This window comes from Pedobacter ghigonis, assembly GCF_903166585.1.
Taxonomy (GTDB): Bacteria; Bacteroidota; Bacteroidia; order Sphingobacteriales; family Sphingobacteriaceae; genus Pedobacter; species Pedobacter ghigonis.
This window is the reverse complement of the sequence record NZ_CAESCM010000014.1, coordinates 56835-82748: the sequence shown is the minus strand read 5'-3', so window position 1 is coordinate 82748 and position 25914 is coordinate 56835. Positions and strand designations below refer to the sequence as shown.

Here is a 25914-nt window from a genome sequence, read left to right as displayed (position 1 = left end):
ACCTGATTGGTTTATGGAAAGAGCAAAATTACTAAGTGCCATTATCGAAAATGCGATCGATGGCATCATCACGATAGACGATAAAGGTATAATTGAACATGTTAACCCCGCAGCATTAAAACTGTTTGGTTTCGAAAGCCAGGAATTGGTTGGCCGCAATGTTTCGGTGTTAATGCCGCAGCCCGATAAAGCGCAGCATGATACTTACATTAAAAACTATCACGACACCGGCAAAAAACGCATTATCGGTATTGGTCGCGAGGTGATTGGGCAACGCAAAGATGGCTCTACCTTTCCCTTCAGGCTTGGGGTTAGCGAGGTTAAATTCAGCGACAGGAAAATCTATACCGGTTTTATCCACGATCTGAGCAAACTTAAAGAAGATGAAGCCCGGATTAAAAGTTATACCGAAGAACTGGAAGATAAAATCAGAGACCGTACGCGCGATCTGGTGAAACTTGTAGCAGAATTAGAATCGGCAAAAGAGCACGTAAATGCACTTTTCATCAAGGAAAAAGAACTCAACCAGCTTAAAACCCGGTTTGTTTCCATGGCTTCGCACGAGTTTAGAACGCCATTGAGTTCCATTCAGCTATCGGCTACGCTGATTGATAAATATACCCCTAAGCAGGATACCGAAAACATTGAAAAGCATACCGGTAAAATCAAAAATGCAGTGGGTAACCTCACTACCATTTTAAACGATTTCCTTTCGCTCGAAAAACTCGAAGCCGGTAAGGTTGAAGTTAATCAAACCTGGTTCAACATTGTAAGTTTTGCCGAAGAAATTGTAGAAGAAATGCAGCTTATCAGCAAACAAGACCAGCATATCATTTACGAGCACCAGGGCGTTTCGGCACAGGTGTACCTCGATATCAACTTACTCAAAAACAGCATCATCAATCTCATTTCGAACGCCGTAAAGTATTCGGGTGAGAATACCATGATCCAGTTTAACAGCATTTTAAAAGATGATGAACTGATTATCGAAATTAAAGACAACGGAATCGGCATCCCCGAAACCGATTTGCATAACCTGTTCGAACCGTTTTTCAGGGCGCATAATACCGGTAGCATTCCCGGTACCGGCCTCGGACTAAACATTGTAAAACGTTATGCCAGTTTAATGAATGGCACTGTATCGTGCGAAAGCGCTCAGAACATAGGCACCACTTTCCTTTTAAAATTCCCATTTACCCGTTAAACAACACCTTCCAGCATGAAAAAGAAAGTACTGATTATTGAAGATAACGACGATATCCGCGAAAGCACGGCAGAAATCCTCTCGCTGGCCGGTTACGAAACTTTTACTGCAAACAATGGAAAGGTCGGAGTAGAACTGGCGATTAAACATCACCCCCATCTCATTTTGTGCGACATTATGATGCCCGAGCTGGATGGTTATGGTGTGCTTTACCTACTGCATAAAAACCCGCAAACAGCTTCCATTCCTTTCATTTTCATTACAGCCAAAAGTGAACGTGCCGATATGCGTAAGGGAATGGAAATGGGTGCCGACGATTACCTCACCAAGCCTTTTGATGATATAGAACTGCTTAATGCCATAGAAGGCCGATTAAAAAAAAGTAAAACAAGTGGTCATTTTAACGGCGCTGATATTGATACCCAATCATTGTTTACCGAACTGATAAAAAAAGGAAAGAGCCGAGTATTAGCCAATAAACAGCTTATTTATGTAGAGGAAGATGAGCCTAACCATGTGTACTACCTGAAAAAAGGACAGGTTAAAACCTACAAACGTTTTAAAGATGGCCGCGAGCTTTCTTCGGCACTTTACCAAACCGGCGATTTTTTTGGTTACGAAAGCCTTTTTACCGAGCGTGCTTACGAAGACAATGCGGCAACACTTGCAGATTGCGAGCTCGTTTTAATCCCCAAATCAGAATTTACCGATTACCTTTACCAGCATCAACCCCTATCGGCAGCTTTTATCCGCCTGCTATCGGGCAGTGTGCGCGATAAGGAAAACCAGATGCTGCAACTGGCCTATTTTTCGGTGCGTAAACGTGTTGCAGATGCTTTGGTGCAGGTTGCAGAAAAATTTGGTACGATTGAAAATGATAGTTCTACGATTAAAATATCGCGCGATGACCTTGCCGCAATGGTAGGCACTGCAAGCGAAACAGTAAGCCGCATGCTGGCCGATTTTAAAGAAGAAAAGCTTATTGAAAAAAGTGGCAATGCAATAAAGATTACCGCTGTTTCCAAATTGAAAAACATTAAGCAATAAGACTGGTATTGCTATGATTGTCTGTGGAGGCACAGACCATTAGCCTTTATCCTTGCGCGCGTTTCTAACGCGTGCTTAAATAACCAAACGATTGTATCGTTTAACAAAAAGCCTTCGCCATGGTCAGTGTCTGCACTGATCATTAGCTTTTACCCTTGTGCGCGTTGCAATCAAACTAATCCGTGTTTTTCCGTGCCTCCATGGCCACACCTAGCCACACGAAGCCAATTTACGCTTGCGCGCGTTTCTAACGCGTGCGTAAATAACCAAACGATCATATCGTTTAACAAAAAGCCTCCGCCATGGTCAGTGTCTGCACTGATCATTAGCTTTTACCCTTGTGCGCGTTGCAATCAAACCATCCGTGTTTTTCCGTGCCTCCGTGGCCACACCTGGCCACACCAGGCCAATCCAAATCCCCATTCCTGATCAACATCATTTTTTCAGCTGACTAACCTCACGGCCCCCACCATCAACAAATGATAGTTTTGAATACTAAAAATTTGTTTATGAAAGCAATTGCTTATAACATTAAGCCCGACGAAAAAGAATGCCTGGTACTGGCTAACCACAAGAAACACGATATCACCATTATCGCCAACAGCCTATCGGCCGAAACCATCGCTTTTGCTGCAGGAAAGGAAACTTTACTTGTTTTCAATAACGATACGGTAGATCAGGCGCTCATTGCCCGGTTGAAGGAACTGGGCGTAAAATACATTGCAACCTCCTCTTTCGAAACGAGTCACCTGGATTTAAAATCCGCAGCAACAGCAGGTTTTAAAATTGCCAATGTACCGTTAAAAGACGGACAAAGTGCTTTAGACCGGATGCTGCAGGTGATTAAAAACCTCGATAACTGGGCTGCAGGCAAATGTGTAGGCAGTGCCTGCTGCTGCCAGAACAACTGCTCCGTTCCGAAAACATTAAACAAAGCCTGATGAATACCTTAAACCTGCTCAAAAAGTACAATGTTGCTGCCCCGCGCTACACCAGCTACCCCACTGTTCCGTTTTGGGAAACCGACCGTTTCGACAATGCACAGTGGCAACTTTCGGTAAAAAATACTTTTGCAGATTACAAAAGCGAGGGCATAAGCCTTTACATCCACCTGCCCTTTTGCGAAAGTTTATGCACCTATTGCGGCTGCAACACCCGCATTACCAAAAACCACCAGGTAGAAGCACCGTACATTGATGCAGTACTAAAGGAATGGGATATGTATTTGCAGGTTTTAGGCAGCAGGCCTAAAATAAGAGAATTGCACCTGGGTGGCGGTACGCCTACCTTTTTCAATGCGCAGAACCTCGAAAAACTCATTACCGGCATTATCAGTAAATGCGACCCCACAAGCGATGCTGAATTTTCGTTTGAAGCGCATCCCGACAATACCACCAAAGCACATTTAACAACCCTATTTAACTTAGGCTTTAAGCGGCTGAGCCTGGGTATCCAGGATTTCGATCCTAAAGTGCAGTTAATGATTAACCGCTTTCAAACACCTGCACAGGTAGCAGACATTACAGCGCTGGCCCGAAAAATTGGCTATACCTCAATCAATTTCGATTTGATTTATGGGCTGCCCTTTCAAACTGAGGCTGGTTTGAGCGAAACCCTGCAAGAGGTAATCAGGATCAATCCAGATAGAATTGCCTTTTATAGTTATGCGCACGTGCCCTGGTTAAAGCCCGGACAACGCCGCTACACCGAAAAAGACCTACCACAAGGCGAAGCTAAATTCGGCTTATATCAATTGGGTAAGGATGCACTGCTTGCAGCTGGCTATTATGATATCGGTATGGATCACTTTGCCAGAAAGCACGATAGTTTGTACCTGGCTGCGCAACAACGTAACCTCCACCGAAATTTTATGGGCTATACCCACCAGCACACACAGTTGCTTATTGGGCTTGGAGTTTCTTCAATCAGCGATAGTTATACCGCTTTTGCCCAAAATGTGAAGACAGTTGAAGCATACCTTGATGCCATTAACAGTGGTCGTTTTGCGATAGAAAAGGGTCACATCCTCTCTCGCAAAGATTTAAAAATCCGCAGGCACATCCGCAATATTATGTGCGATGGCAAGAGCCTTTTCCTGGATGGAATTCCCAAACCTGCCTATTATAAGCTGGCTTCGCTGCTTGATGACGGTTTAATCTCCCTGACCGAAAACCAGTTGAGTGTAAATCTAAAGGGAAAGCCCTTTTTAAGGAATATCTGTATGGCTTTTGATGAACGCCTCTGGGAAAAAACACCCGAAAGCCAGATGTTCAGCTATGCCATATAAAACCTTGTGAAATAGCCTATCGATAAAACACAAATTACCCGATTATGGAAAATCAAAACACAACGGCTGCAGCAACACTTTGTTACCACTGCGGCGAGCCTTTAGAACAGATTAAATTTACCTATAGCGGTCATGATTTTTGCTGTACGGGCTGCAAGAGTGTGTATAAGATCCTATCCGAAAATAACCTTTGCAATTATTATACTTACAACGATTCGCCCGGCAAAAGAGCTGAACAAAGCAGCCATTTCGAATATCTCGACGAGCCTGCCATTATCAGTCAGCTACTCGATTACCAGCACGATAAGGCCAGCATTGTAACCTTTTACATTCCTGCTATTCATTGCAGTTCGTGCATCTGGCTTTTAGAGCATTTGTATAAAATTAATCCTGCCATTTTTTCTTCGCGCATCGATTTTTTAAAGCGCCAGGTAACCATCAGTTTCCGGCACGAGGAAGTTCCGCTCCGTAAACTCGTCGAAATTTTAAACGAAATCGGTTATGCTCCCTTAATCAGCCTGCAGGACGTAGTGAAAGAAAATAACCGGTCAATCAATAAGCAATTGATCCAAAAAATTGCCGTGGCAGGCTTTTTAATGGGCAATGTAATGCTGTTCAGTTTCCCTGAATATTTCGGGCTGGATGGTTTCGAAAAACAATTTCAACAGCTGTTTGGCTGGCTAAACCTTACCTTTTCTATCCCTGCGGCATTTTACTGTGGTAAAGATTACTTTGTTTCGGCAATAACCAGTTTAAAACACAAACGAATTAACCTCGATACCCCGCTGGCCCTGATTATAGCCATGCTCTTTTTACGAACAGCTTACGACATCCTTTCGGGCACCGGGCCTGGTTTTGCCGATACGCTTACCGGACTGGTATTCCTGCTGCTGATGGGCAAATGGATTAAACAACGAACTTATCACCACATCTCTTTTGATCGCGATTACCGCTCTTACTTTCCAATTGCCGTTACCAAAATGATTAACGGGAAAGAAAAACCTACAGCGATAGCAGATATCGCCATAGGCGACAGGCTTTGGATCAGGAACGGTGAAATTGTGCCTGCCGATGCCATTTTAATGAAAGGCGATGCCTGGATGGATATGAGTTTTGTAACCGGCGAAGCTGAACCGGTACATAAAGTGCTTGGTGAAATTATTTACGCTGGTGGCAGGCAAACCGCCGAAGCCATAGAACTGGAGGTAATTAAACCGGTATCGCAAAGTTACCTAACCGGCTTATGGAACAATGAAAATTACCAGGCCGATTTAAAAAAACAGAACTTTAACGATCGCGTAGCCAAGTATTTCAGTCTGGGTGTTTTTATACTGGCCTTTTCGGCAGCGGCTTACTGGTTGCTGCAAAATGATAGCAGCAAAGCCTGGGCAGCCTTTACAGCCGTTGTAATTGTGGCCTGCCCCTGCGTACTGTCGCTAAGCACGCCTTTTACCCTTTCGGCCATCCTTTCTATTTTCGACAAAAAGGGCTTTTATGTTAAAAATACCGATGCCGTGGAAGCACTTGCAGCCTGCGACACCCTCATTTTTGATAAAACCGGAACCTTAACCAGTACAGAAAATGCCAGACTATCTTTTTCAGGTCAGCTCGATGATCACGAACAAAGCTTAATCGCATCGCTGGTAAGAAACTCATCGCATCCCCTAAGCCGCCACATTTTAAAATACCTGCATTGCGATGATTTTTTACAGGTAAGCCATTATACCGAACGCGCTGGAAAAGGCATTTCGGGCCGGGTAAACCAGCAGCAGATTTATCTCGGAAACCACGCCATGATGCCCAAAAATGTTAAGATACCCAACAGCAATGGGGTGCATGTCGTAATCGGAGATCGATACAAAGGCCATTTCCAAATGGAACAGCAATGGCGTGTCGGATTAAACCAACTCATTCAAAAGCTGGGCAAAAGGTTTAAAATGCATGTACTATCAGGCGATACAGACCGCGAGTATATGGAATTAAAAACCATGTTCCCACCCAATACCAAAATCAGTTTCAGGCAAAGCCCCCATCAAAAATTAGCTTACGTATTGCAGCAACAAAGGGCCAGCCACAAGGTAATGATGCTGGGCGATGGCCTTAACGACGCTGGTGCATTAAAACAGAGTGATTTTGGTGTGGCCATCACCGATAACATCAACAACTTTACCCCCGGTTGCGATGCCATTTTAACCGGAAACAACCTTAACCTGATGCCCAACTTTATTGCATTAAGCCGCGATGGGCTCAAAGTGGTTAAAATCAGTTTTGCCATCGCCATTGCCTATAACTGTATTGGCCTGTATTTCGCTGTTCAGGGTACTTTGTATCCATTAATTGCAGCTGTGCTCATGCCCATCAGTACCATTACCATCATCTCTTTTACCTCTATTGCCACACACTTTTTTGCACGTAAAAATAAATTATGAACATCCTGTATTTTTTAGTCGGTTGCAGCGTATTAATGGCCCTGGTTTTTCTGGCTGCATTTTTCTGGGCTTCCAAAACCGGTCAGCACGATGATGTGCACACTCCAGGTATGCGCATCCTTTTTGACGATGAAACCAAAAGTGACGACAATCACATTTCAAACCAACCCACATCATAATTGGGCACAGCCAGCCTGAATACATTTGCTGTACAAAAACTAACAACCCTTCTTAATTATTATGCAGTTAGAGAAATTTACTTACGACAATAAGATTGTCCGCAACTTTGGTATCGCAACCATAGTTTGGGGCGTAATCGGCATGACAGTGGGCCTCCTCATCGCCATGCAGTTATTTAAACCCGGCATGAACATGGGCAGCCAATATACCACCTTTGGCCGTATCCGTCCGCTGCACACCAATGCCGTAATTTTTGCCTTTGTAGGTAATGCCATTTTTATGGGTGTTTATTATTCGCTGCAACGCCTGCTCAAAGCACGCATGTTTAGCGATGCTTTAAGCTCCATACATTTCTGGGGCTGGCAGCTCATCATCCTTTCGGCTGTAATTACCCTGCCTCTGGGCTTTACCACTTCGCACGAATATGCTGAGCTGGAATGGCCGATTGATATTGCCATTACGCTCATATGGGTGGTTTTTGGTATCAACATGTTCGGTACCATTTTTAAAAGAAGGGAACGCCACCTCTATGTAGCCATCTGGTTTTATATCGCCACGTTTGTAACCATTGCCGTGTTGCATATCGTAAATTCGTTTGAGCTGCCTGTTTCGTTTATGAAAAGCTACTACTGGTATGCCGGTGTACAGGATGCACTGGTACAATGGTGGTATGGGCACAATGCGGTGGCATTTTTCTTAACTACTCCTTATCTGGGTATGATGTATTATTTCCTGCCCAAAATGGCCAACAGACCGGTTTACTCTTATAAACTGAGTATCCTCCACTTCTGGTCGCTTATATTTATCTACATCTGGGCCGGTCCGCACCATTTACTCTACTCATCGCTACCGGGATGGGCACAATCTTTAGGTATTGTTTTCTCTATCATGCTTATTGCACCAAGCTGGGGCGGTATGATTAACGGATTGCTTACTTTACGTGGTGCCTGGGATAAAGTGCGAGAAGATGTAACCCTGAAATTTATGGTAGTAGCACTAACCTGCTACGGTATGGCCACTTTCGAAGGCCCCATGCTTTCTATTAAACAGATTAACGGCATTGCACACTTTACCGACTGGATTGTAGCGCATGTGCACGTAGGTGCCTTGGGCTGGAACGGATTTTTAACCTTCGGCGTGCTGTACTGGCTCATTCCACGAATTTACAAAACCGGGCTTTACTCTAAAAAACTGGCGGGTTTCCACTTTTGGATTGGTACGCTGGGAATTCTTTTCTATGCCGTACCGATGTACTGGGCCGGTTTTACCCAGGGCTTAATGTGGAAAGAGTTTACACCAGAAGGGCTTTTAAAATACCCTAACTTTTTGGCCGTAACCCTTCAAATTATCCCAATGCATGTATTCCGTGCAGTTGGTGGCGGTTTCTATTTGCTGGGTGCAATTGTAATGACCTTTAACCTGGCCAAAACCATGCTAAAAGGAAGTTTACAAGCCAATGAAGCTGCCGAAGCCATGGCTTTAGCGCCGGTAATTGTAGAAACCAATCCGATGGATAAAAAATGGCACCGCGTACTGGAACGTAAACCCATGAAATTCATGGTGTTTTCGCTCATCATTATTTTAATTGGCGGGATGGTAGAAATGATGCCAACCTTCACCATTCAATCTAACGTACCCACCATTTCGAGTGTAAAACCATATACTGCCCTTGAGCTTCAGGGCCGCGATTTGTATATCCGCGAGGGTTGTGTAAACTGCCATTCGCAAATGGTAAGGCCTTTCCGTTCAGAAACAGAACGTTATGGCGAATATAGCAAGGCCGGAGAATTTGTGTACGATCACCCGTTTTTATGGGGCAGTAAGCGCACCGGACCGGATCTACACCGCGAGGGCGGAAAGTACTCGCATGCATGGCATTTCAACCACCTGCTCGATCCGGCATCCATGTCTCCGGGCAGTATTATGCCGCCATATCCCTGGTTAATTGAGCAGAAACTTGATATCAGCACTACGCCTGCCAAAATCAGGGCCATGCAAACTTTAGGTGTTCCTTACCCTGAAGGATTTGATAAAACGGCCAACGATGACCTGAAAAAGCAGGCCATGGAAATTACCGCAGACCTGAAACAAAACAACATTAAGGTAAAAAGCGACAGGGAAATTGTAGCCATTATTGCTTACCTGCAACGCCTCGGCACCGACATTAAAGCCAATAAAGAAACTATACCTTCAAACCAATAGCCATGTTCGAACAACTTAAAAACCTAGCAGGCCGCGAATATTACCTGATCAGTTCGCTGCTATTATTTATGGTCTTTTTTATCATCGTGAGCATTTACCTCATTAAGCTGAACAAGAAACACATCAGCAACATGAGCCAGCTACCTTTAAACGATTAGGAGCCCCATTATTAGCCATTATTACCGAAGGTTACACCACAAAAGCCTGTAACCTTCGCAACATAAATACAAAACATACGGATGAAAAAATTTAACATCACCCTCCTATTGATATTACCCGCAATAACGGCGCTGGCAGCTGATGAGCAAGTGGCGCCGGTTGAAGTGAGTTCGGATCCAAGTTTATTAGGCCTCAGTCAGGCCGAAACACTACTGCTGATCATGCTTTTATTTGTACTCGTATTGCTGGTTGTATCCATTACCTTATTAAATGCTTTTAAGGTGATGTACCGCGAGCAGCTTAACCCAACACCTTACCATGCTCCAGCAAAAGAAGCTGCGCTCGACTACGATAGCTGGCTGAAAACCAAAAAGCACAAACCTTCTATCTGGAGCAAAATACTGGGTTTAAAACCTATCGAAGAAGAAAAAGACATTGTTATCGACCATGCTTATGATGGTATCCATGAGCTCAACAATCCTGTTCCGGCCTGGTTTAACTTTTTGTTTTACGGTACCATTTTATTTGGCATTGGCTATCTCTTCTACTATTACATTGGCGGTTATGGTTTAAACCAGGACCAATTGTATCAGGCAGAAATGACGCGTTCGGCTGAAGAAAAAGCCATTTACCTTCAAAAATCGGCCAATGCAATTGACGAAAACTCGGTAAAAGCCGACAAGGCTGCACCTGTAATCGAATCGGGTAAAACCATTTTTGCTGCAAATTGTGCCGTTTGCCATGGCCCGTCCGGGGGTGGTTTAATTGGCCCTAACCTTACCGACGAATTCTGGCTGCATGGCGGCGGAATTAACAATATTTTTAAAACCATCAAATACGGCGTTCCGGCAAAAGGAATGATAAGCTGGGAAAAAACGCTTACGCCGAAACAGATCAGCGAGGTGTCTAATTATATTTTATCGCTCGAAGGAAGCAAACCGGCAGGTGCCAAAGCACCACAGGGCGAAAAATATGAACCAGCAACCAAGTAATTAGCAATGCCACAAAAAAACAAGACCGATCAGCAAGGCAAAGGCCGTAATTTTCTTTACCCAAAGAAACCCTCAGGTAAGTTATATACCTACCGCAAATGGGTAAGCTATGCACTTTTGCTTTGCCTGTTCAGTTTTCCGTTTTTACAGTTTAAAGGCGAACAGCTGGTGCTGCTCAACTTCATTACCCGCAAATTTGTTTTCTTCGGACTGATTTTTACCCCACAGGATTTTTATCTCTTCGCCTTTGCGATGCTGATTTTTATCCTCTTTGTGATCTGCTTTACCGTGGTACTGGGCAGGCTTTGGTGCGGCTGGGCCTGTCCGCAAACCATATTTATGGAAATGGTTTTCCGCCGTATCGAATACTGGATTGAAGGTGATGCCGTACGTCAGAAAAAACTGGATGCACAAGCCTGGAATGCAGAAAAGATCTTCAAAAAATCGGTCAAACACCTGCTATTTCTGATCATTTCTTTTGCCATTGCCAATACCTTTCTGGCCTACCTTATCGGGAGCGATGTACTATATAAAATCATTACCGAACCGGTATCGGAACATATTTCAGGTTTTATTTCTATCTGCTTGTTTACTGCCGTTTTCTACATCGTTTTTGCTTATGTGCGCGAAATTGTTTGTACCGTTATATGTCCGTATGGCCGTTTGCAAGGCGTTTTGCTTGATAACCAGAGTTTAATTGTAGCTTACGATGAAACCCGTGGCGAACCCCGCGGTAAGCTCGTAAAAGATCTTGGTAGTTTAAAAGGCGATTGTGTAGATTGTAGCCTCTGTGTGCAGGTTTGCCCTGCCGGTATCGATATCCGCAAGGGCACGCAACTCGAATGTATCAACTGTACGGCCTGTATCGATGCCTGCGATGAGGTAATGATCAAGATTAACAAGCCTACACGCCTTATTGGCTTCTATAACAACGATTTCATTCAAACACGTAAACCTTTTAAAGCAGGTTTAAAAGCTTATGGTTATGCTGCTGTGCTGTTTGTAGCTGTGATCTTGTTTTCATCGCTTATTTATCAGAGGCAAAATGTAGAAACCACGGTATTAAGGGCAAGTGGTACGTTATTTCAAACCCGTGCCGATGGCAGTATCAGCAACCTTTACAATGCCGAACTGATTAACAAAACCAACCGCGATATCCGCTTTAGCTTTAAACCGACCAATAAAACCGACAGTATTTTGTTTATCCAGAACGAAAGCCTGCTGCCTAAAGAAGGAACGGTACAATTAACTTTTTTCCTGATCAGAAAACCTGGACAGATTAAAAGCTATAAAACAGAGGTGGCTTTTGAGGTTGTGGCCGATAAGCAAACAATCAGCACGGCAACGACCAGCTTTTTTGCCAATCCAAATTAAAATAGAAACGATATGAACTGGGGAAATAAAATTATGCTTACCATGGCCGCTTTTATAGTTTTTATATTGGCTTTGGGTGCTTACATGCTCAGCAAACAGGGGAATGATACACTGGTAGAAAGTAACTATTACGAAAAAGGACTTCGTTACGAAGAAGAATACCAGTTAAAGGCGAATACCTTTTCCGATCATGCCGAACCGGTAATTACTGTAAATCCCAGTCAGGTAATTATCCGGTTAAAAGACAGTGCCAGTTATGCGCTGGTATTAATGCGCCCCTCCAACGCCAAAGCCGATAAAAAACAGGTGGGCAATACCATTGGCAACGATCACCTCATTTTACTGGAACGGAAACCTGCAGATAAAGGACTGTGGTACCTCGATTTAAAATGGGAAAGCAAGCACAAACAATACCAGTATAAAAAAAGTATCACCCTGTAATGAATAACCTCCCACTTGCATTTTTAATGGGTTTGCTCGGAAGCCTGCACTGTGCCGTAATGTGCGGTCCGCTGATGCTTTCGATGCCCCTTGAAAAGAAAAGCAGCTGGCAAGCGGCCTGGGGCATGTTGCTGTACCAATCGGGCAGGATTTTCACCTATTCAGTTATGGGTGCTATTGCTGGCTGGCTAGGTAGCACCTTCAATCTGGTGGCTAACCAAAAAATGCTCAGCATTAGCATCGGCTTGTTGTTAATTGTGTTTACCCTTTTGCAAATGCGGGCAGCTTACAGCCAAAAGCTCAGTGCAGTTCAGTTTAAACTCATTCATCCTGTTGCCAAATTGATGGGTAAACTCATGGGCCTTCCCTTCTGGCAATTGATGGCGGGTATGCTCAACGGTATTATTCCATGTGGTATGGTTTATCTGGCTTTGGCTACGGCTGTTAATGGCGCATCGGTAAGTAGCGGTTTGCAATTCATGTTCCTTTTTGGTTTAGGCACTTCGCCTTTATTGATGATGATTTCGCTGGGTGGTATTTACCTCAAAAAATACATTCGGTTTAATACCAAAAGACTTATTCCCTGGTTTATGCTTTTTATGGGCGTGTTGCTTTTGCTCCGTTCGGCGGAGTTGGGTATTCCCTTTATTTCGCCCAATATGAGTACTCACTTTAACGGAACGGTGCTTTGCCGTTAATCAGTTAAACGATTGCCTGAATGCAAGCGGCGACTGACTGGTTTTGCTCTTAAATAATTTACTGAAAGACTGAGGGTGTTCGAAACCCAGCGCATAGGCAATTTCGCTCACCGATAAACTGGTAATGCTCAATTTTTCTTTGGCCTTTTCGATCAGTTTTTCGTGAATATGCTGCTGCGCATTTTGTCCGGTAAGCGAGCGGAGCATATCGCTTAAATAGCGGGGCGAAAGATTCAATTGATCGGCCAGGTACTCTACAGTTGGCAAGCCTTTATTCAAACCATTTTCTACATCAAAATAATCGTGCAGCAATTGCTCCATTTTAGAAAGCAAATCGTGGTTAACAGCCTTGCGTGTAATAAACTGGCGTTTGTAAAAACGGTTGCTGTAATTCAACAATACTTCGATGTAAGCCATAATTACATCCTGACTGAAGTCATCGATTGGGTTGTTCAGTTCCCTGTCGATATGCGCCAGCACCTCTAAAATGGTTGTCCGTTCCTTTTCTGCCAAATGCAGCGCCTCATTGGTTTCGTAAGAGAAGAAACCATATTGTTTAATGTTTTTGGCTAAAGGGTAATTGCGGATAAAATCGGGATGAATTAATAAGGTAGCGCCATAAAACTCAGCTTCGGCATCAATAGATATAATTTGATGAGGGGCGGTAAATACCAGGCCGCCCTCATCATAATCGTAATAGCCCTGCCCATAACCCATGCGGCCTTTGAGCAGTTTTTTAAATGAAATCTTATAATAGCTTAATATAAATGTTTCGGGGAGATGGTTTACCGCCACCGCAATTTTAGTATTATCGATTAAGCTTACCAAAGGGTGCAGCGGGCCCGGCAGGCCCAACATGCGGTGTAAGCCCGTAATGGTATCTATTTTGTGCGGTGCGACAACAGCTCTTTTCATTAGGCTAATTTAAGTATCTACTGTCCAAAAATGTTTTTACGCATCTCTTTTCTAAAAGCTTCGTAACCAATTTCAGTTCGTTGTACATACAATGCTTTTGCATCTTCGCCGGCTACATAGCGCACCTGGTCTTTTCCGTCGGTAGCTGCTTCGTAAACTACTCCGGCAATTTGTTCGGCAGTTGAGAAATTATCTGCATTAAAAAGTCCCCAGAGTTTTTCGTTAGCTTCTTCATAAGCCGGATGTGAAGGTGCATCGATAGAACGGCCCATAAAATCGGTGGCAATACCACCCGGTGCTACGGTTTTAACGCCTATATTAAACAACCCCAGCTCTAAGGAAAGGCTTTCGCTCCAACCTTCTAAAGCGAACTTGGTAGCATGATAAACCGAGCCCAGCGGAAAAGCAAACAAACCGCCCATTGAGGTGGTGGTAATAAAGGTACCTGCCCTTTTCTCTCTGAAATAGGGAATAAAAGCCAGTGTTACGCGCATTACACCCAAAAGATTGGTATTTAATTGTCTAACCATTTGCTCATCAGCAATGGCTTCCATTGGGCCAACTAAACCATAACCTGCATTATTAAACACCACATCTACACCTTGCTGTATCGCCAAATCTACTGTGCTTTTAATCTGTTCGGCATTGGTTACATCGAGTGGTAAAAGGGTTACGTTCTCCAATTGCCCCAGTACAGTTTCTGCTTCTGGTTTACGCATGGTAGCAATTACTTTCCATCCATTTTGCTGAAATAATATCGCGGTGGCCCGGCCTAATCCAGTTGAAGCACCGGTAATAAAAATTGTTTTCATATTGTTTTTCTTTTAACAATACAAAATTCGCTTACGGGCAACTGGCTTACGTTGCCAAAATGCAGCTATTTGTAGCCGAAATGACGGAAGGTTATGGATCACCACTGGCGCAAGTCTTAGCGCTCCAGGCCTGTACAATTGCCTGACTTGTGCCCTCGCCAATGAGTCTATGCAACTGACTGAATGTCGCTTCATTAAACCAATCTTAATCAATCCTTTACAACCCTACTGGCTTTAAAAGCACAAGTCAACCAACAACGCTATCCTCCCCGCTAAGACTTGCGCTAGTAATGGGGAACGGATAAATGAAAAAATAAAAAGGCTGCCTAAAAAAATTAGAGAGCCTTAATAAGTCAGCCTGCGTTCTTAAAATTTAGAACGCCTGCGATTCTTCGTAATTAGGCCCATAAAGCGATGGTACCCTATTACCACTTGCCCTGAGATGTGAGATCATCTCTCCACGATGGTGGTACAAATGATTGTAAAGAAATCCCCTGATTACCTGAATCTTTGGCATCGCCGGCATCAGTGGGTTGCCTCCTGCAGACATTGTCCAGGTATTCATATACTTAGATTCATCAGAGTTTTCGATTACCGTCTTTGCCCTGGCAACATTCTCTTCAAACTTGGCCAGGATATTAGCGGCCTTGCTGATATCTCCTTTATCATATTTATAAGAACCCATATCAAAATCATCCTGATCAAATGTAGCCTCATACCAGTTGTACACTTCGGCAATATGCGAAGCCAGCTGTCCTACCGACCAAAGATGTGGTTGCGGGCGGTATTCCAATGCACTATCCGGAATCATTGATAATAACTTTCTGGTGTTTTCAGCTTCATGCATGAACTCACCAATTAATGCTTGTTTCATCATTTTTTATCATGTTTTGTTGTATAATAAAAATAAGGAATATTTTGGATTGAGACAGATTTTTGAGCGTATAACAGACAAAAATATTTGCCTGCCGGATTAGTTAAATAGATTAAAAATTAACGCAATGAATACGGCCGGGAGTACAAATCCCGACCAACAAGGATGTGTTTTTAACCTACCTGTAGTGGTACACTGGTTACTGCGATTACTTTCCAATCCTGCTCATACAATTTCCAGGTTCTGGTGAATCTCAACTTACTTTCAAACGGCTGGTTGAGATAGCTACCTTTTATTTCTTTTGTAACCACAACCACAGCGGTATCTCCGAACAGCTGCAACTGCCGATCTGAAACCGCTAAACCAGTAATTTTTAAATCATGGCTAATATGCGGAGCTAAATCTTCTTTTTTGGAAAGTATTGCCCCCGTGTGATTAACAAATACGAGTTGATCGTGAAGTAATTCTTCTAATACTTCCACATCACTATTTAAGATGGCAGCAACAAGCTGTTCTTCTAACTTTAGAATTTTACTTTCCATAGCTGTTTTTTCTGCTAAAGATATAAAAGCGCTAATCAATATATCTGTTTTATATCTACGGTAAGAAAAAATCTTTTCACTACCTAAAACAGCTAACACACCTTAGACGATCTGTCATGCTGAGCGCAGCGAAGCATCTCTAAAAGGTTAAATACCATCCCCTTAAATGCCCTCAGGTGTCTAAGGTGGTAAAATAAAAGTCTGGACTTAATGCCTTAGATGGTAAAACACTTTCATCATTAAGAGATTAAGGTCATTAAGAAATAAAGCCTACGATAGCTTGAAACGCTAATGTATGTTACCTATTTAAAATCGAACTTAATGCACTTAATGCCTTAATGATAAAAAAATACCTTTACGGGCGCAACAGACTGAATGTGCCTTCGCTAAACGCTATCACCTTCGGTAACTTGTCATGCTGAGTGCAACGAAGCATCTAAATACAGTCTTGATTACAAATCCCGACTAACCAGGATCTCCTATGCGGGCTAGCAGGAGTTAAGTGGATAGGTGCACCATCATTCCTAAACCTTTTATCCAGCCATCCTTAACCCACTAACCGAAAGCTTTCTAAACCCGGGCTATAGGCAAATGTAAACAGCGCTTAGCATTTACCGAAGTAAAGCCAACATAGCCCTCTACCTGGGCCGAAGCAGTACACAGGCAAGCCTGGCTGGAAGGTGGCCTTAATGTGGAGTAAATGTGGCATAAAGGTGGAGTGGTGTGATATTTTTTTTAACTTTTAATCAGATCGATTAAATTGGGTCATCATCCTTTTGTTTAAACTAATATACAAAAATTATGGCTAGTTTTCGTATTCCCTTTAAATGCGCTTAGGTGTCTAAGGTGGTAGAATAAAAATTTGGATTTGATATTCCATTGATGCCATTGACGGAAAACACACTCATCATTAAGGTCATTAAGTTGTAAAGAATATAATAGTTAAAAGCGTTAGAAATACGATCGGGATTACAAATCCCAACCAGCGAGGACCAACAAGGAACACACAATTTACTCAAAAACAAAAAAGCCTCCAAATATGATATTTAAAGGCTCTTTGTGTTGTCGGGATGAGAAGATTCGAACTTCCGACCTCCAGCACCCCATGCTGGCGCGATACCTGGCTACGCTACATCCCGTTGATCTATTTGATCTGAAAAACGAACAAAGATAACATCCGGAACGAAAATCTCAAGAGTGGCAGACAGATATTTTATTTTTTTTATTTCCGCAGCATACTCCGGTATTCGGAAGGCTTCATTCCCTTTATCGCCTTAAAAAATTTATTAAAATTGGTGGGGTTGTTAAAACCACTGGCATAACACACATCGGTAATGCTGTTATCTTCTGATTGTAAAAGCTTGCAGGCATGGCCAATCCTGATTTCGTTGATAAACTGGGTGAGCGATTTTTGCGCCCGCATTTTAAAAAAGCGGCAAAAAGAATTGGGAGTCATGTTGCATAACTCAGCCACTTCATTGAGGTGGATATCGTTATGAAAATTTTTCATTAAAAACTGATAAACCTTATTGATGCGGTTATTATCTTTTTCGTCGTAATGGTTTTTAAAAGCTGCACTCGAAAGGTATCTGTAATCTTTCGATTTGGCGAGTATTTTAATGATTTCGATTACCGAAATAATATTACCAAAACCATCATTGTTAGCCAGGCTAAGTAAAATCGGTTTCACCATGTTAGTGGTTTCCTTATCAAATACCATCCCCCGCGCTGCCCGCGAAGCAAGATCATCTACCTGCAACAAAACCTCCTGATCATCGGTTAGACTGGAGAAAAAATCGCTACTGAAATATACCACCACCGATTTAACTGTTTTATCGTCCATATCTTCGTAACTCTTATCGTTCTGCCAGATATGTGGCAGGTTTGGCCCCATTAATACCAGGTCATCATCTTCAAAATTCCCGATGTGATCGCCAACAATCCGTTTACCCTGGCTCCGCTCAATCCACACCAGTTCGCACAGATCGTGGAAATGGAATGATGATATAAGCCGGTTATTATCAATGTGTTTAATATGGATGGATTTATTACCCGAATGGTTAACATTAATCAGTTCAGATTTCATAAAATTTTCGAATTAAGCCCTTATAAGTAAACTAAATTAATGATAAATAGTAAAATACACCTATTCGAGGTAAAAAAGTTTAGGTTTTTACAATTATAGTTTTACAAAAGAAATTGGGCTGCCCGTACTTTTAGTATTAGTAAACTTTTGATCGTCTGATATAAACTGTAGCAGAGCTATCGGAGTTTTTTTAACCAAAAACAATATAAACTGTATGAAGAAAATTTTCCTAATTTGTTTTATTGTATTTCTATCCTCCGCGGTGTTTTCGCAAGATAAAACGCTTGTAAAAGGAACCGTAAGAAATACGAAACAAGAACCGCTCACAGGCGTTAATGTGGGGGTAATCGGGCAGAACATTATCGTTACAACCGATAATGAGGGCCGTTTCACTATTCAAATCCCGAAACCAACGGGTGCAAAGCTAAGATTTAGCCTTGTGGGCTATGCTACAATCGAAGTAGCAGCAAATGATCCCAAAGGACTTAATATTACATTAAGCGAAGATGAAAAAAATGCGTTGAATGATGTTGTAGTGGTAGGATTCGGAACTACTAACGTTCGAAAAAATTCAACGGCAGTATCAACATTAAACCCTGAAAACGTAAAAACTTTGCCGGTTGGTGACATGGGAACGGCTTTACAAGGAAGAATTCCGGGGGTTATTGTTCAGCAAGGAAGTGCTGAGCCCGGCCAAAATGGCGCAAGCATATCGATCAGAGGTAATGGCGAACCCATGTACGTTATAGATGGCTTTATTTCTACACGAGCACGTTTTCTAACCTTAAATAAAGCTGATATAAACTCCTTAACTGTACTTAAGGATGGTGCCTCGACTGCTGTTTACGGTATGAACGCAGGTAATGGAGTTATTGTAATTACCACTAAACAAGGACAAGCCGGTAAGCTGGAAATTGACTATCAGGCAAATTTTGCGTTCAATATGCTTTCATACCCTACGAAACGGTTTGATGCTTACCAACATGCTGTAGCCATTAATAACCTTAACCAGGCCCTGGGGCAAGGAACTTATTCTTTTAAAACCCAGGCAGAGCTAGAAGATATTAAACAACATTTATCTGATTACACCAACTGGGAAAACGCGTTACTACGCAACTTTGCTCCTCAGGCCGAGCATTCGATTACTATAAACGGTGGTACTGAGAAGTTGAGATTTTCAGGAAGCTTGAATAAACTGGGGCAACAAGGTATTTATAAATTTAACTCCTTAGATTATGACCGGTACAACTATAGATCGAACGTAGGTACCACATTTGATAAAATTGGTTTAACATTTGATTTTAATATCAATGGTACACTAACGGACGAAAAATATCCACCGGCAGGGGCTGGAACAATATTTTCACGTTTAAGAGATAGAAATCCTTTTGAAAAGCCATTTACTGCTACTGGCAATATTTCCAATCAATTTGATAATCCGGCGCTTCAGCTACTCAGTCCGGGATATATCAAATTAAGAACCGTTTACAATCAATTAGGTGCACAATTAACCTGGACAGTGCCTGGAGTGAGTGGCTTAAGTTTCGGCTTCAACGGAAATTACAATATCGAATCACTAGACCGGGTTGACTGGATTCAAACAGCTACATACTTTGATGAGGCTGGTAATGCAACAAAGGAAATACCGGCAAACATTGGTGTTAACAGATCTTCGTATCTCACAAGCAGGTTCGATGTTAACGTAAGAGCAGATTACAAAAAAACCTTGTTTGCAAAACACAATATCGAGGCTACAGTAGTTCAAACACAACAGCACACCTACAGTAATACCCTAGGTGCCGGAACAAGAGGTTTTACAGTTACCGAAATTAAACAAATTCAGAAAGGTGATGCCTCATTAATTACGGCATCGAACACAGAAGGTGAACAAGCATGGATGGGCTATGTTGGCCGTTTTCATTATGATTACGATAGAAAATACCTTATTGAATTTGCTGGTCGTTATGATGGATCTGACAATTTCCCTAGTGGCAAAAGATGGGGATTCTTTCCATCCGTATCAGCAGGATGGGCAATTTCTGAAGAAGGTTTCTTCAAAAAAATAAAAGATGGTAATGTGCTTAATTTCTTAAAATTAAGGGTTTCTTATGGTCAGGTGGGTATAAATGGTGCAGATCATGCTGCTTATGCTTACCTACCAACCTACAACTATAACACAAATGCTTATGTAGTTGATGGCCAGTTACAAAACACGGTTAGTCCCGGCCCTACCCCGAGTGTCAACATCACCTGGTTCGATAGAACAAAATATGACGCGGGTTTAGATTTCTTTATGTTTAAAAATAAACTCGAAGGTTCTGTCGATTATTTCTTTGAAAAAACTAAAGGTTACCTGGCTTCTGCAGCTTTCCGTTATACCGATCCTATTGGATATGCATTACCGCTTGTAGTATCTCAGGCCGAAGATAGAATTGAAGGAATTGATGGAAGTTTAAGGTATAAAACTAATATTGGCCGCGTTAATTTCAATGCTGGTTTCAATTTCACTTACTACAGATCTTTTGCTTTTAAAACCAACGAAGATAGTGTTACTCTTGCCAACCCACGTATACGGGCACAAGGAAACGAGAAATTTTATGTTGGAACGGGCTATGTTGGGGCTAAATTTTATACCAATGCACAAGACATACTCAACAATCCAAAGCGTATCACTTCAAGAGATCTTCAACCCGGAGATTTACAATATGAAGATGTAAATGGCGACGGAAAAATAGACGGACAAGATCAAAAAAGATTTGGGCATAACACTTCTCCAACGTTTGTTTACGGAATAGATTTGGGTGCAAACTATAAAGGCTTATCTGTTGCAGCAACTATTCAAGGTACCGGATCAAGAGAAACCTATATGGGAAGTGCGGCAATGGGCTCCGAAGGTGAAAGACGTTTGGATTTTCAATTCCAATCTGACGTTTGGACCCCCACCAATCCTAATGCTACCTTTCCAAGAGCAGGAAATGCATCATTAAACGATAACAACAACTATGCGTCATCTGATTTCTGGGCCAGAAACTCTACCTATGTCAGATTAAAATCTGTTACTATATCATACGATTTTAAACAAGCCATTCTTAACAAACAAAATTGGATCCGCAACCTGTCTTTATTTGTATCGGGCATGAATTTGTTCGCTTTTGGACCTTCAGTAAAATACGGCGATCCTGAAGCAAACAGTTTTGATGGTTACGCGTATCCGATGATGAGAACATATTCAACAGGCTTTCAACTAGGTTTCTAAATCTATATAAAAATGAAAAAAAATATTATAATTTGGGTTTTAGGGGTTGCAGCTTTGCTTCCACTATCGTGTAAAAAGTTTCTCGATACCCAACCTTACGATAAAATAACAGGAGAACAAACCTGGGCAAGTGAAAATTTAACCACCGCTTTTATTTACCAGATATATGCAGATGTGTTAGGCAACAATACCTGGTTATCTGCTTACAGCACGGGTAACGCAGCCCGGTCAGAAAGTTCAACAAAAAATGCCATGACCGGAACATTAAATAGCGCTTATTGGTCAAAAGACCGCGCAGATTTGATGACAAAAAACGATAATTATGGTTGGTTGAGTTATAGCGTTTTATGGAAAATACATACCGCAATAAGAAACATTCAAGCCAGTAATTCATTCGGCGCAGATTATAAAAAACGGGCATTGGCAGAGCTGTATTTTTTACGCGCAGCACACTATTTTATGTTCGCGAAACAATATGGTGGCTTACAAATAATTGATCGCGAATTATCTGAAGAAGATAATTTACAGATTCCAAGAAAAACTACAAAAGAAACCTACGATTTCATCATTAGTGATTTGGATAAAGCAGCTACAGATCTCCCTGCGGTAAGTCAACGTGGAAGAGCTTCCTCAATGGCTGCCAACGCCTTATTAATGCGTGTTAGCCTACAGGCAGCAGCTTATGTAGATGGAGGAACCGCAAACAGTACCTATTATGATAAGGTTATTTCAGCCGGTACAGCACTAGGTTTAAATGCAACTGGTAGCCAGTTGAGTCCGTATTTTGATATGTTTAGGAAATATGAAACTGCCATTGCCTCAAGAGAAATTATTTTATCATACGAGCGGAATAAAATCAACTCTTCATTATACGATACGCCAATGCAATATCAGGGCTGTTGGTCTACAGGCAAATTTTCTACTTACGCAAAAACAAACTTCCCTATTTCGGTTACCATGAATTTTTGGGGAATGGATGGTGGAGCCTGGCCAACACAAGACCTGGTTGATGATTATTTAGTTAAAGATATTGACGGAACCATTAAACCATGGCAAAATGCCAGTTATGTAAACACCGGTAGTAACGTAGACGAAAAAATGTATTTTACTGCTACCAAAAAGAGAGATTTAAGATTTTATTCTTCTATTCTATATGATGGCTGTACCTATTTTAACGATCAGGTTAAAGTATATTTTAGAAGAGATGGTAATGTTAGCAACGCTAACAGTAAAATAAACGAAGGTTCTCAGGCAGAGTATGGTTACGTTGCCGGAAACACAGAGAATTATAACTCTTCTACGGGGTATGGCATGTTGAAATACTTTTATACCCATGTTTTAAGTGTGCCTAGTCCGGGCGACCAGAAATTAGATTACTGCTATAGCGTACTGAGATATGGAGAGGCCTATTTAAATATGGCAGAGGCCTATTTAATGAAAGGTGATTTTATAAATGCTAAAAAATATATGGTTCCGACCATGGTTAAACATGGTGGATTTGATGAGGCACAAGCCAACGCCTATTTGGCTCCCTTATCGGGCAATGTTTGGGGAAACACTTTATTTGAAGCTTACAAAAGAGAGAGAAATGTAGAGATGGTATACGAAAACAATGATCGCTACTGGTCACTGCTAAGATGGGGCATGCGTACCAGTGGTGGTGTTAAAAACGGCGAGTATGCAACCGGCGGCTATATTATACCCGATTTAACAGGTCCGCTGCGCGGTATTCGAATTGCCCGAGATGGCAACAGCTATAGCTTTTTTACAGATAACAATGTGGTTGGTGAAGCTAAATTTACTGCCAAACGTTATTTATTGCCAATAAACGAAACATTCAGGTTAAAATCTGGTGTTGCACAAAATCCGGGATGGGATTGATTTTGAAACAAATTAATGAGAAAAAGATGAAAAAAATTATAAAACCGTTTTTAAGTATAATTGCACTTGTAGTTATTTCAGTATCTACCGGATGTTTAAAGCGTGGGATGGAGGAATTGAAAAATTCTAATCAAAATGCATTGTCTACAGTAGATTACACCTACAGATTTTTATATGATGATGTGATAAAAGAAGGAACTCCTAATCAGGAAAACCTAAAAGATCGCGTTTGCGAAGTTGTATTTAAAAAAGTAAGTACACCAATAACCGTTAATGGTAAAACTGGTTTTAGTACAACACTTACCTATGATGCAAATTCGGTACTGAAAGCCGGCCCTACAGGTAAGGTAACCAAAGCAGATTTGTATGCAAAGTTTCAAACTTTAATTGCAAATGACCAATTGAATAAGTTATGGGTCTACATTACTGTTCCAGACGCATCTATGGTAACGCCTTTGGAAGATGCTCCAAAACTTGGAACACCTGCAGATTTTTCAAAAGACCGTTACTATCGTGTTACGGCTGCAGATGGTTCATCTAAAGATTATGTGATAAGAACAATTAAAGGTTTCTAAGAACAACTTTTACAGTCCCCAAAAAGATAATTTAAACGCTTTTAAAAATGGCAGCACCAAAAATTATATTCTGCGAACGATAAAAGATTTTTAGGTTTAGTTAGTTAGGACCAAGGGCCCGGCGGTGGATACTGCCCGGGCCCTTTTAATATCCGGAGACACCATTAGGTACCTCCAAACACCAAATTAGTTTTTGGAGGCACTTTAATAGTCTTAGCGGTAGTTTTAGGTTATAGGCTATTTTAACAGATGTTAAATAAGCCATGGTTTATATCTCAGTTAAAAGAAGAGTACATTAAAAAACAAGGTAATGGCGAGCACTATCATACCCAGATATAGCGGATTGGAATACCAGGTTTTGCTTTTTAAATCTTGTTTAGGCGTTAAACTATATACCAGGCCAAGCAATTCCTTTTCATCTTTTGCCCTGGTAAATAAGCTAATGGCTATGGTTGATAACAAGCACACGATAAATGAAATTGAAGCAATGGTAAAAGCCTGTCCCGTTGCTGAATAAAAATCGAATGCATGAGCCAGCCAGCCTCCTTTACCCTCGGCAACTGATAAACCATGGGTTACAGCCGCAGCAACTGTGCCTGATAACAGACCCCAAAAAGCCCCATGGCCGGTAGTACGTTTCCAAAACATACCCAAAAAGAAAGTGGCAAATAATGGCGCATTAACGAAACTGAATACCAGTTGCAATAAATCCATTATGCTGTTAAAGCCTTGTGCCACGTAAGCTGTAGCTATCGAAATCAGTATCCCGGCAATAGTAGTAGCTTTACCCACCATTAAATAATGCCGGTCTGAAGCATTCCTTTTGATGTGTGTTTGGTAGATATCGTAAGTAAATACGGTGTTAAAAGCGGTAACATTACCAGCCATGCCACTCATAAAAGAAGCGATTAAAGCCGTAATCCCCAGGCCGAGTAAACCTGTAGGATAAAGCTTTTGCAAGAGTAAAGGCAGTACCATATTGTAATCTTTATCGCCATTTACATTTACCGGTAAATCAAAACCGGTATACTGACCTTGCAAGGCCAGCAAAATAATACCGGGAAGAATTACAATGGCAGGCATTAATATTTTAGGGAAGGCAGCCAAAACAGGTGTACGCTGCGCTTCGTTCAGGTTTCGGGTGGCCATGGCGCGCTGTACTACTAAAAAATCGGTACACCAGTAACCAAAAGCCAAAACAAAGCCCAAACCAAACACCATACTGAAGGCATCTACCCCCATGGGGTTATTGGCCGGACTGTCTAATCCTTTCCAAACATGGAGCTTAGCTGCATCTACATGCTGAAGGATGCCATCAATCCCTCCCGCTTTATCCAAACCAATATAAACCAATGGTGCTATGCCAATAATGATGAGGAAGAATTGCAGCACTTCGTTATAAATGGCACCTGTTAAACCTCCTGAAAAAGTATAAATCAATACCACACCCGCGGCCAGCCAGATCGATAAGTCGAAATCCCAGCCTAAAATCACTTTCATTAACATTGCAAGTGCATACAATGAAACACCCGACGAGAAAACAGTCATGGCGGCAAAAGTAAAGGCATTAAAAGTTCTTGTTTTTTCGTCGAAACGCAGTTTTAGATATTCAGGTACACTACGGGCTTTACTGCCATAATAAAAAGGCATCATGTACACACCTAAAAAGATCATGGCCAAAGCAGCACCAAGCCAGTAAAAATGCATGGTGTACAAACCATATTTGGCACCATTGGCGGCCATACCTAAAACTTCCTGTGCGCCTAAATTGGCAGAGATAAAGGCCAGGCAGGTAATCCACAAAGGAATATTGTGCGAGCTGAGCAAAAAATCATTACCAGTTTTTATTCTCTTCTTCAGCACTAATCCAATGCCCATTACCAGAATAAAATAAACGGCAATAATCAGGTAATCGAAAAATTCCAGTTTCATATAAACAGTATTATTTGGTTAGTATTAT

Annotated in this window: 21 protein-coding genes and 1 tRNA gene; 15 read left to right on the top strand and 7 right to left on the bottom strand. The window is 41.8% G+C overall.

Annotation, left to right across the window (positions count from 1 at the left end; all coding sequences use genetic code 11):
* The first annotated feature begins 13 nt into the window (after positions 1-13).
* From HWV58_RS18755 to HWV58_RS18700, 12 genes are all read left to right on the top strand, one after another.
* Positions 14-1204 carry a PAS domain-containing sensor histidine kinase gene (locus HWV58_RS18755; protein ID WP_175635555.1) on the top strand — a complete coding sequence of 397 codons (1191 nt, stop codon included), beginning with the start codon at positions 14-16 and terminating at the stop codon, positions 1202-1204.
* Positions 1205-1219: 15 nt separating this feature from the next.
* Complete coding sequence (locus tag HWV58_RS18750; protein ID WP_175635554.1) at positions 1220-2251, top strand: response regulator; 1032 nt, start codon at positions 1220-1222, stop codon at positions 2249-2251.
* 509 nt (positions 2252-2760) lie between these two features.
* Positions 2761-3192 (top strand): Rossmann-fold NAD(P)-binding domain-containing protein, encoded by a 432-nt coding sequence (locus tag HWV58_RS18745; protein WP_175635553.1) that lies wholly within the window; start codon positions 2761-2763, stop codon positions 3190-3192.
* Positions 3192-4538 carry an oxygen-independent coproporphyrinogen III oxidase gene (gene hemN, locus HWV58_RS18740; RefSeq protein WP_175635552.1) on the top strand — a complete coding sequence of 449 codons (1347 nt, stop codon included), beginning with the start codon at positions 3192-3194 and terminating at the stop codon, positions 4536-4538. The genes HWV58_RS18745 and hemN overlap by 1 nt, the downstream gene beginning before the upstream one ends.
* A 44-nt stretch (positions 4539-4582) precedes the next feature.
* Positions 4583-6967 carry a heavy metal translocating P-type ATPase gene (locus HWV58_RS18735; RefSeq protein WP_175635551.1) on the top strand — a complete coding sequence of 795 codons (2385 nt, stop codon included), beginning with the start codon at positions 4583-4585 and terminating at the stop codon, positions 6965-6967.
* The gene (ccoS, locus tag HWV58_RS18730) at positions 6964-7146 is read left to right on the top strand and encodes a cbb3-type cytochrome oxidase assembly protein CcoS (protein ID WP_175635550.1); all 183 of its coding nucleotides are present in this window, start codon (positions 6964-6966) and stop codon (positions 7144-7146) included. Before HWV58_RS18735 ends, ccoS begins: the two co-directional genes overlap by 4 nt.
* A 61-nt stretch (positions 7147-7207) precedes the next feature.
* On the top strand, positions 7208-9349 hold the full coding sequence (gene ccoN / locus HWV58_RS18725) for a cytochrome-c oxidase, cbb3-type subunit I (protein ID WP_175635549.1): 2142 nt from the start codon (positions 7208-7210) through the stop codon (positions 9347-9349).
* A gap of 2 nt (positions 9350-9351) precedes the next feature.
* Positions 9352-9507 carry a hypothetical protein gene (locus HWV58_RS18720; RefSeq protein ID WP_175635548.1) on the top strand — a complete coding sequence of 52 codons (156 nt, stop codon included), beginning with the start codon at positions 9352-9354 and terminating at the stop codon, positions 9505-9507.
* A gap of 81 nt (positions 9508-9588) precedes the next feature.
* Positions 9589-10500 (top strand): cbb3-type cytochrome c oxidase N-terminal domain-containing protein, encoded by a 912-nt coding sequence (locus HWV58_RS18715; RefSeq protein ID WP_235972767.1) that lies wholly within the window; start codon positions 9589-9591, stop codon positions 10498-10500.
* 6 nt (positions 10501-10506) lie between these two features.
* Entirely contained in the window at positions 10507-11874 is a 1368-nt protein-coding gene (gene ccoG / locus HWV58_RS18710; RefSeq protein ID WP_175635547.1) for a cytochrome c oxidase accessory protein CcoG, read from the top strand.
* Between the two features lie 12 nt (positions 11875-11886).
* A complete protein-coding gene (locus HWV58_RS18705; RefSeq protein ID WP_175635546.1) occupies positions 11887-12315 on the top strand; it encodes a FixH family protein in 429 nt (142 codons plus the stop codon).
* The gene (locus HWV58_RS18700) at positions 12315-13013 is read left to right on the top strand and encodes a sulfite exporter TauE/SafE family protein (RefSeq protein WP_175635545.1); all 699 of its coding nucleotides are present in this window, start codon (positions 12315-12317) and stop codon (positions 13011-13013) included. The genes HWV58_RS18705 and HWV58_RS18700 overlap by 1 nt, the downstream gene beginning before the upstream one ends.
* On the opposite strand, the gene HWV58_RS18695 is transcribed toward HWV58_RS18700, so the two are convergent.
* From HWV58_RS18695 to HWV58_RS18670, 6 genes are all read right to left on the bottom strand, one after another.
* A complete protein-coding gene (locus HWV58_RS18695) occupies positions 13014-13928 on the bottom strand; it encodes a helix-turn-helix domain-containing protein (protein WP_175635544.1) in 915 nt (304 codons plus the stop codon).
* 17 nt (positions 13929-13945) lie between these two features.
* Positions 13946-14740 carry an SDR family oxidoreductase gene (locus HWV58_RS18690; RefSeq protein ID WP_175635543.1) on the bottom strand — a complete coding sequence of 265 codons (795 nt, stop codon included), beginning with the start codon at positions 14738-14740 and terminating at the stop codon, positions 13946-13948.
* A 373-nt stretch (positions 14741-15113) separates the two neighbouring features.
* Entirely contained in the window at positions 15114-15617 is a 504-nt protein-coding gene (locus HWV58_RS18685; RefSeq protein ID WP_175635542.1) for a DinB family protein, read from the bottom strand.
* Between the two features lie 170 nt (positions 15618-15787).
* Positions 15788-16255 carry a nuclear transport factor 2 family protein gene (locus tag HWV58_RS18680; protein ID WP_175635541.1) on the bottom strand — a complete coding sequence of 156 codons (468 nt, stop codon included), beginning with the start codon at positions 16253-16255 and terminating at the stop codon, positions 15788-15790.
* Positions 16256-17221: 966 nt separating this feature from the next.
* A tRNA-Pro gene (locus HWV58_RS18675) sits at positions 17222-17295 on the bottom strand.
* An 83-nt stretch (positions 17296-17378) separates the two neighbouring features.
* On the bottom strand, positions 17379-18242 hold the full coding sequence (locus HWV58_RS18670) for an AraC family transcriptional regulator (protein WP_175635540.1): 864 nt from the start codon (positions 18240-18242) through the stop codon (positions 17379-17381).
* Between the two features lie 214 nt (positions 18243-18456).
* Between HWV58_RS18670 and HWV58_RS18665 the strand changes: the two genes are divergently transcribed.
* From HWV58_RS18665 to HWV58_RS18655, 3 genes are read left to right on the top strand one after another with little or no spacing between them, the layout of a single operon-like run.
* A complete protein-coding gene (locus HWV58_RS18665; protein WP_175635539.1) occupies positions 18457-21498 on the top strand; it encodes a SusC/RagA family TonB-linked outer membrane protein in 3042 nt (1013 codons plus the stop codon).
* Between the two features lie 12 nt (positions 21499-21510).
* On the top strand, positions 21511-23379 hold the full coding sequence (locus HWV58_RS18660; protein ID WP_175635538.1) for a RagB/SusD family nutrient uptake outer membrane protein: 1869 nt from the start codon (positions 21511-21513) through the stop codon (positions 23377-23379).
* 26 nt (positions 23380-23405) lie between these two features.
* Entirely contained in the window at positions 23406-23954 is a 549-nt protein-coding gene (locus HWV58_RS18655) for a DUF5018-related domain-containing protein (RefSeq protein WP_217707028.1), read from the top strand.
* A gap of 279 nt (positions 23955-24233) precedes the next feature.
* Here the strand turns inward: HWV58_RS18655 and HWV58_RS18650 are convergent, their stop codons facing one another.
* The gene (locus HWV58_RS18650) at positions 24234-25886 is read right to left on the bottom strand and encodes a sodium:solute symporter family protein (RefSeq protein ID WP_175635537.1); all 1653 of its coding nucleotides are present in this window, start codon (positions 25884-25886) and stop codon (positions 24234-24236) included.
* Positions 25887-25914: the final 28 nt, after the last annotated feature.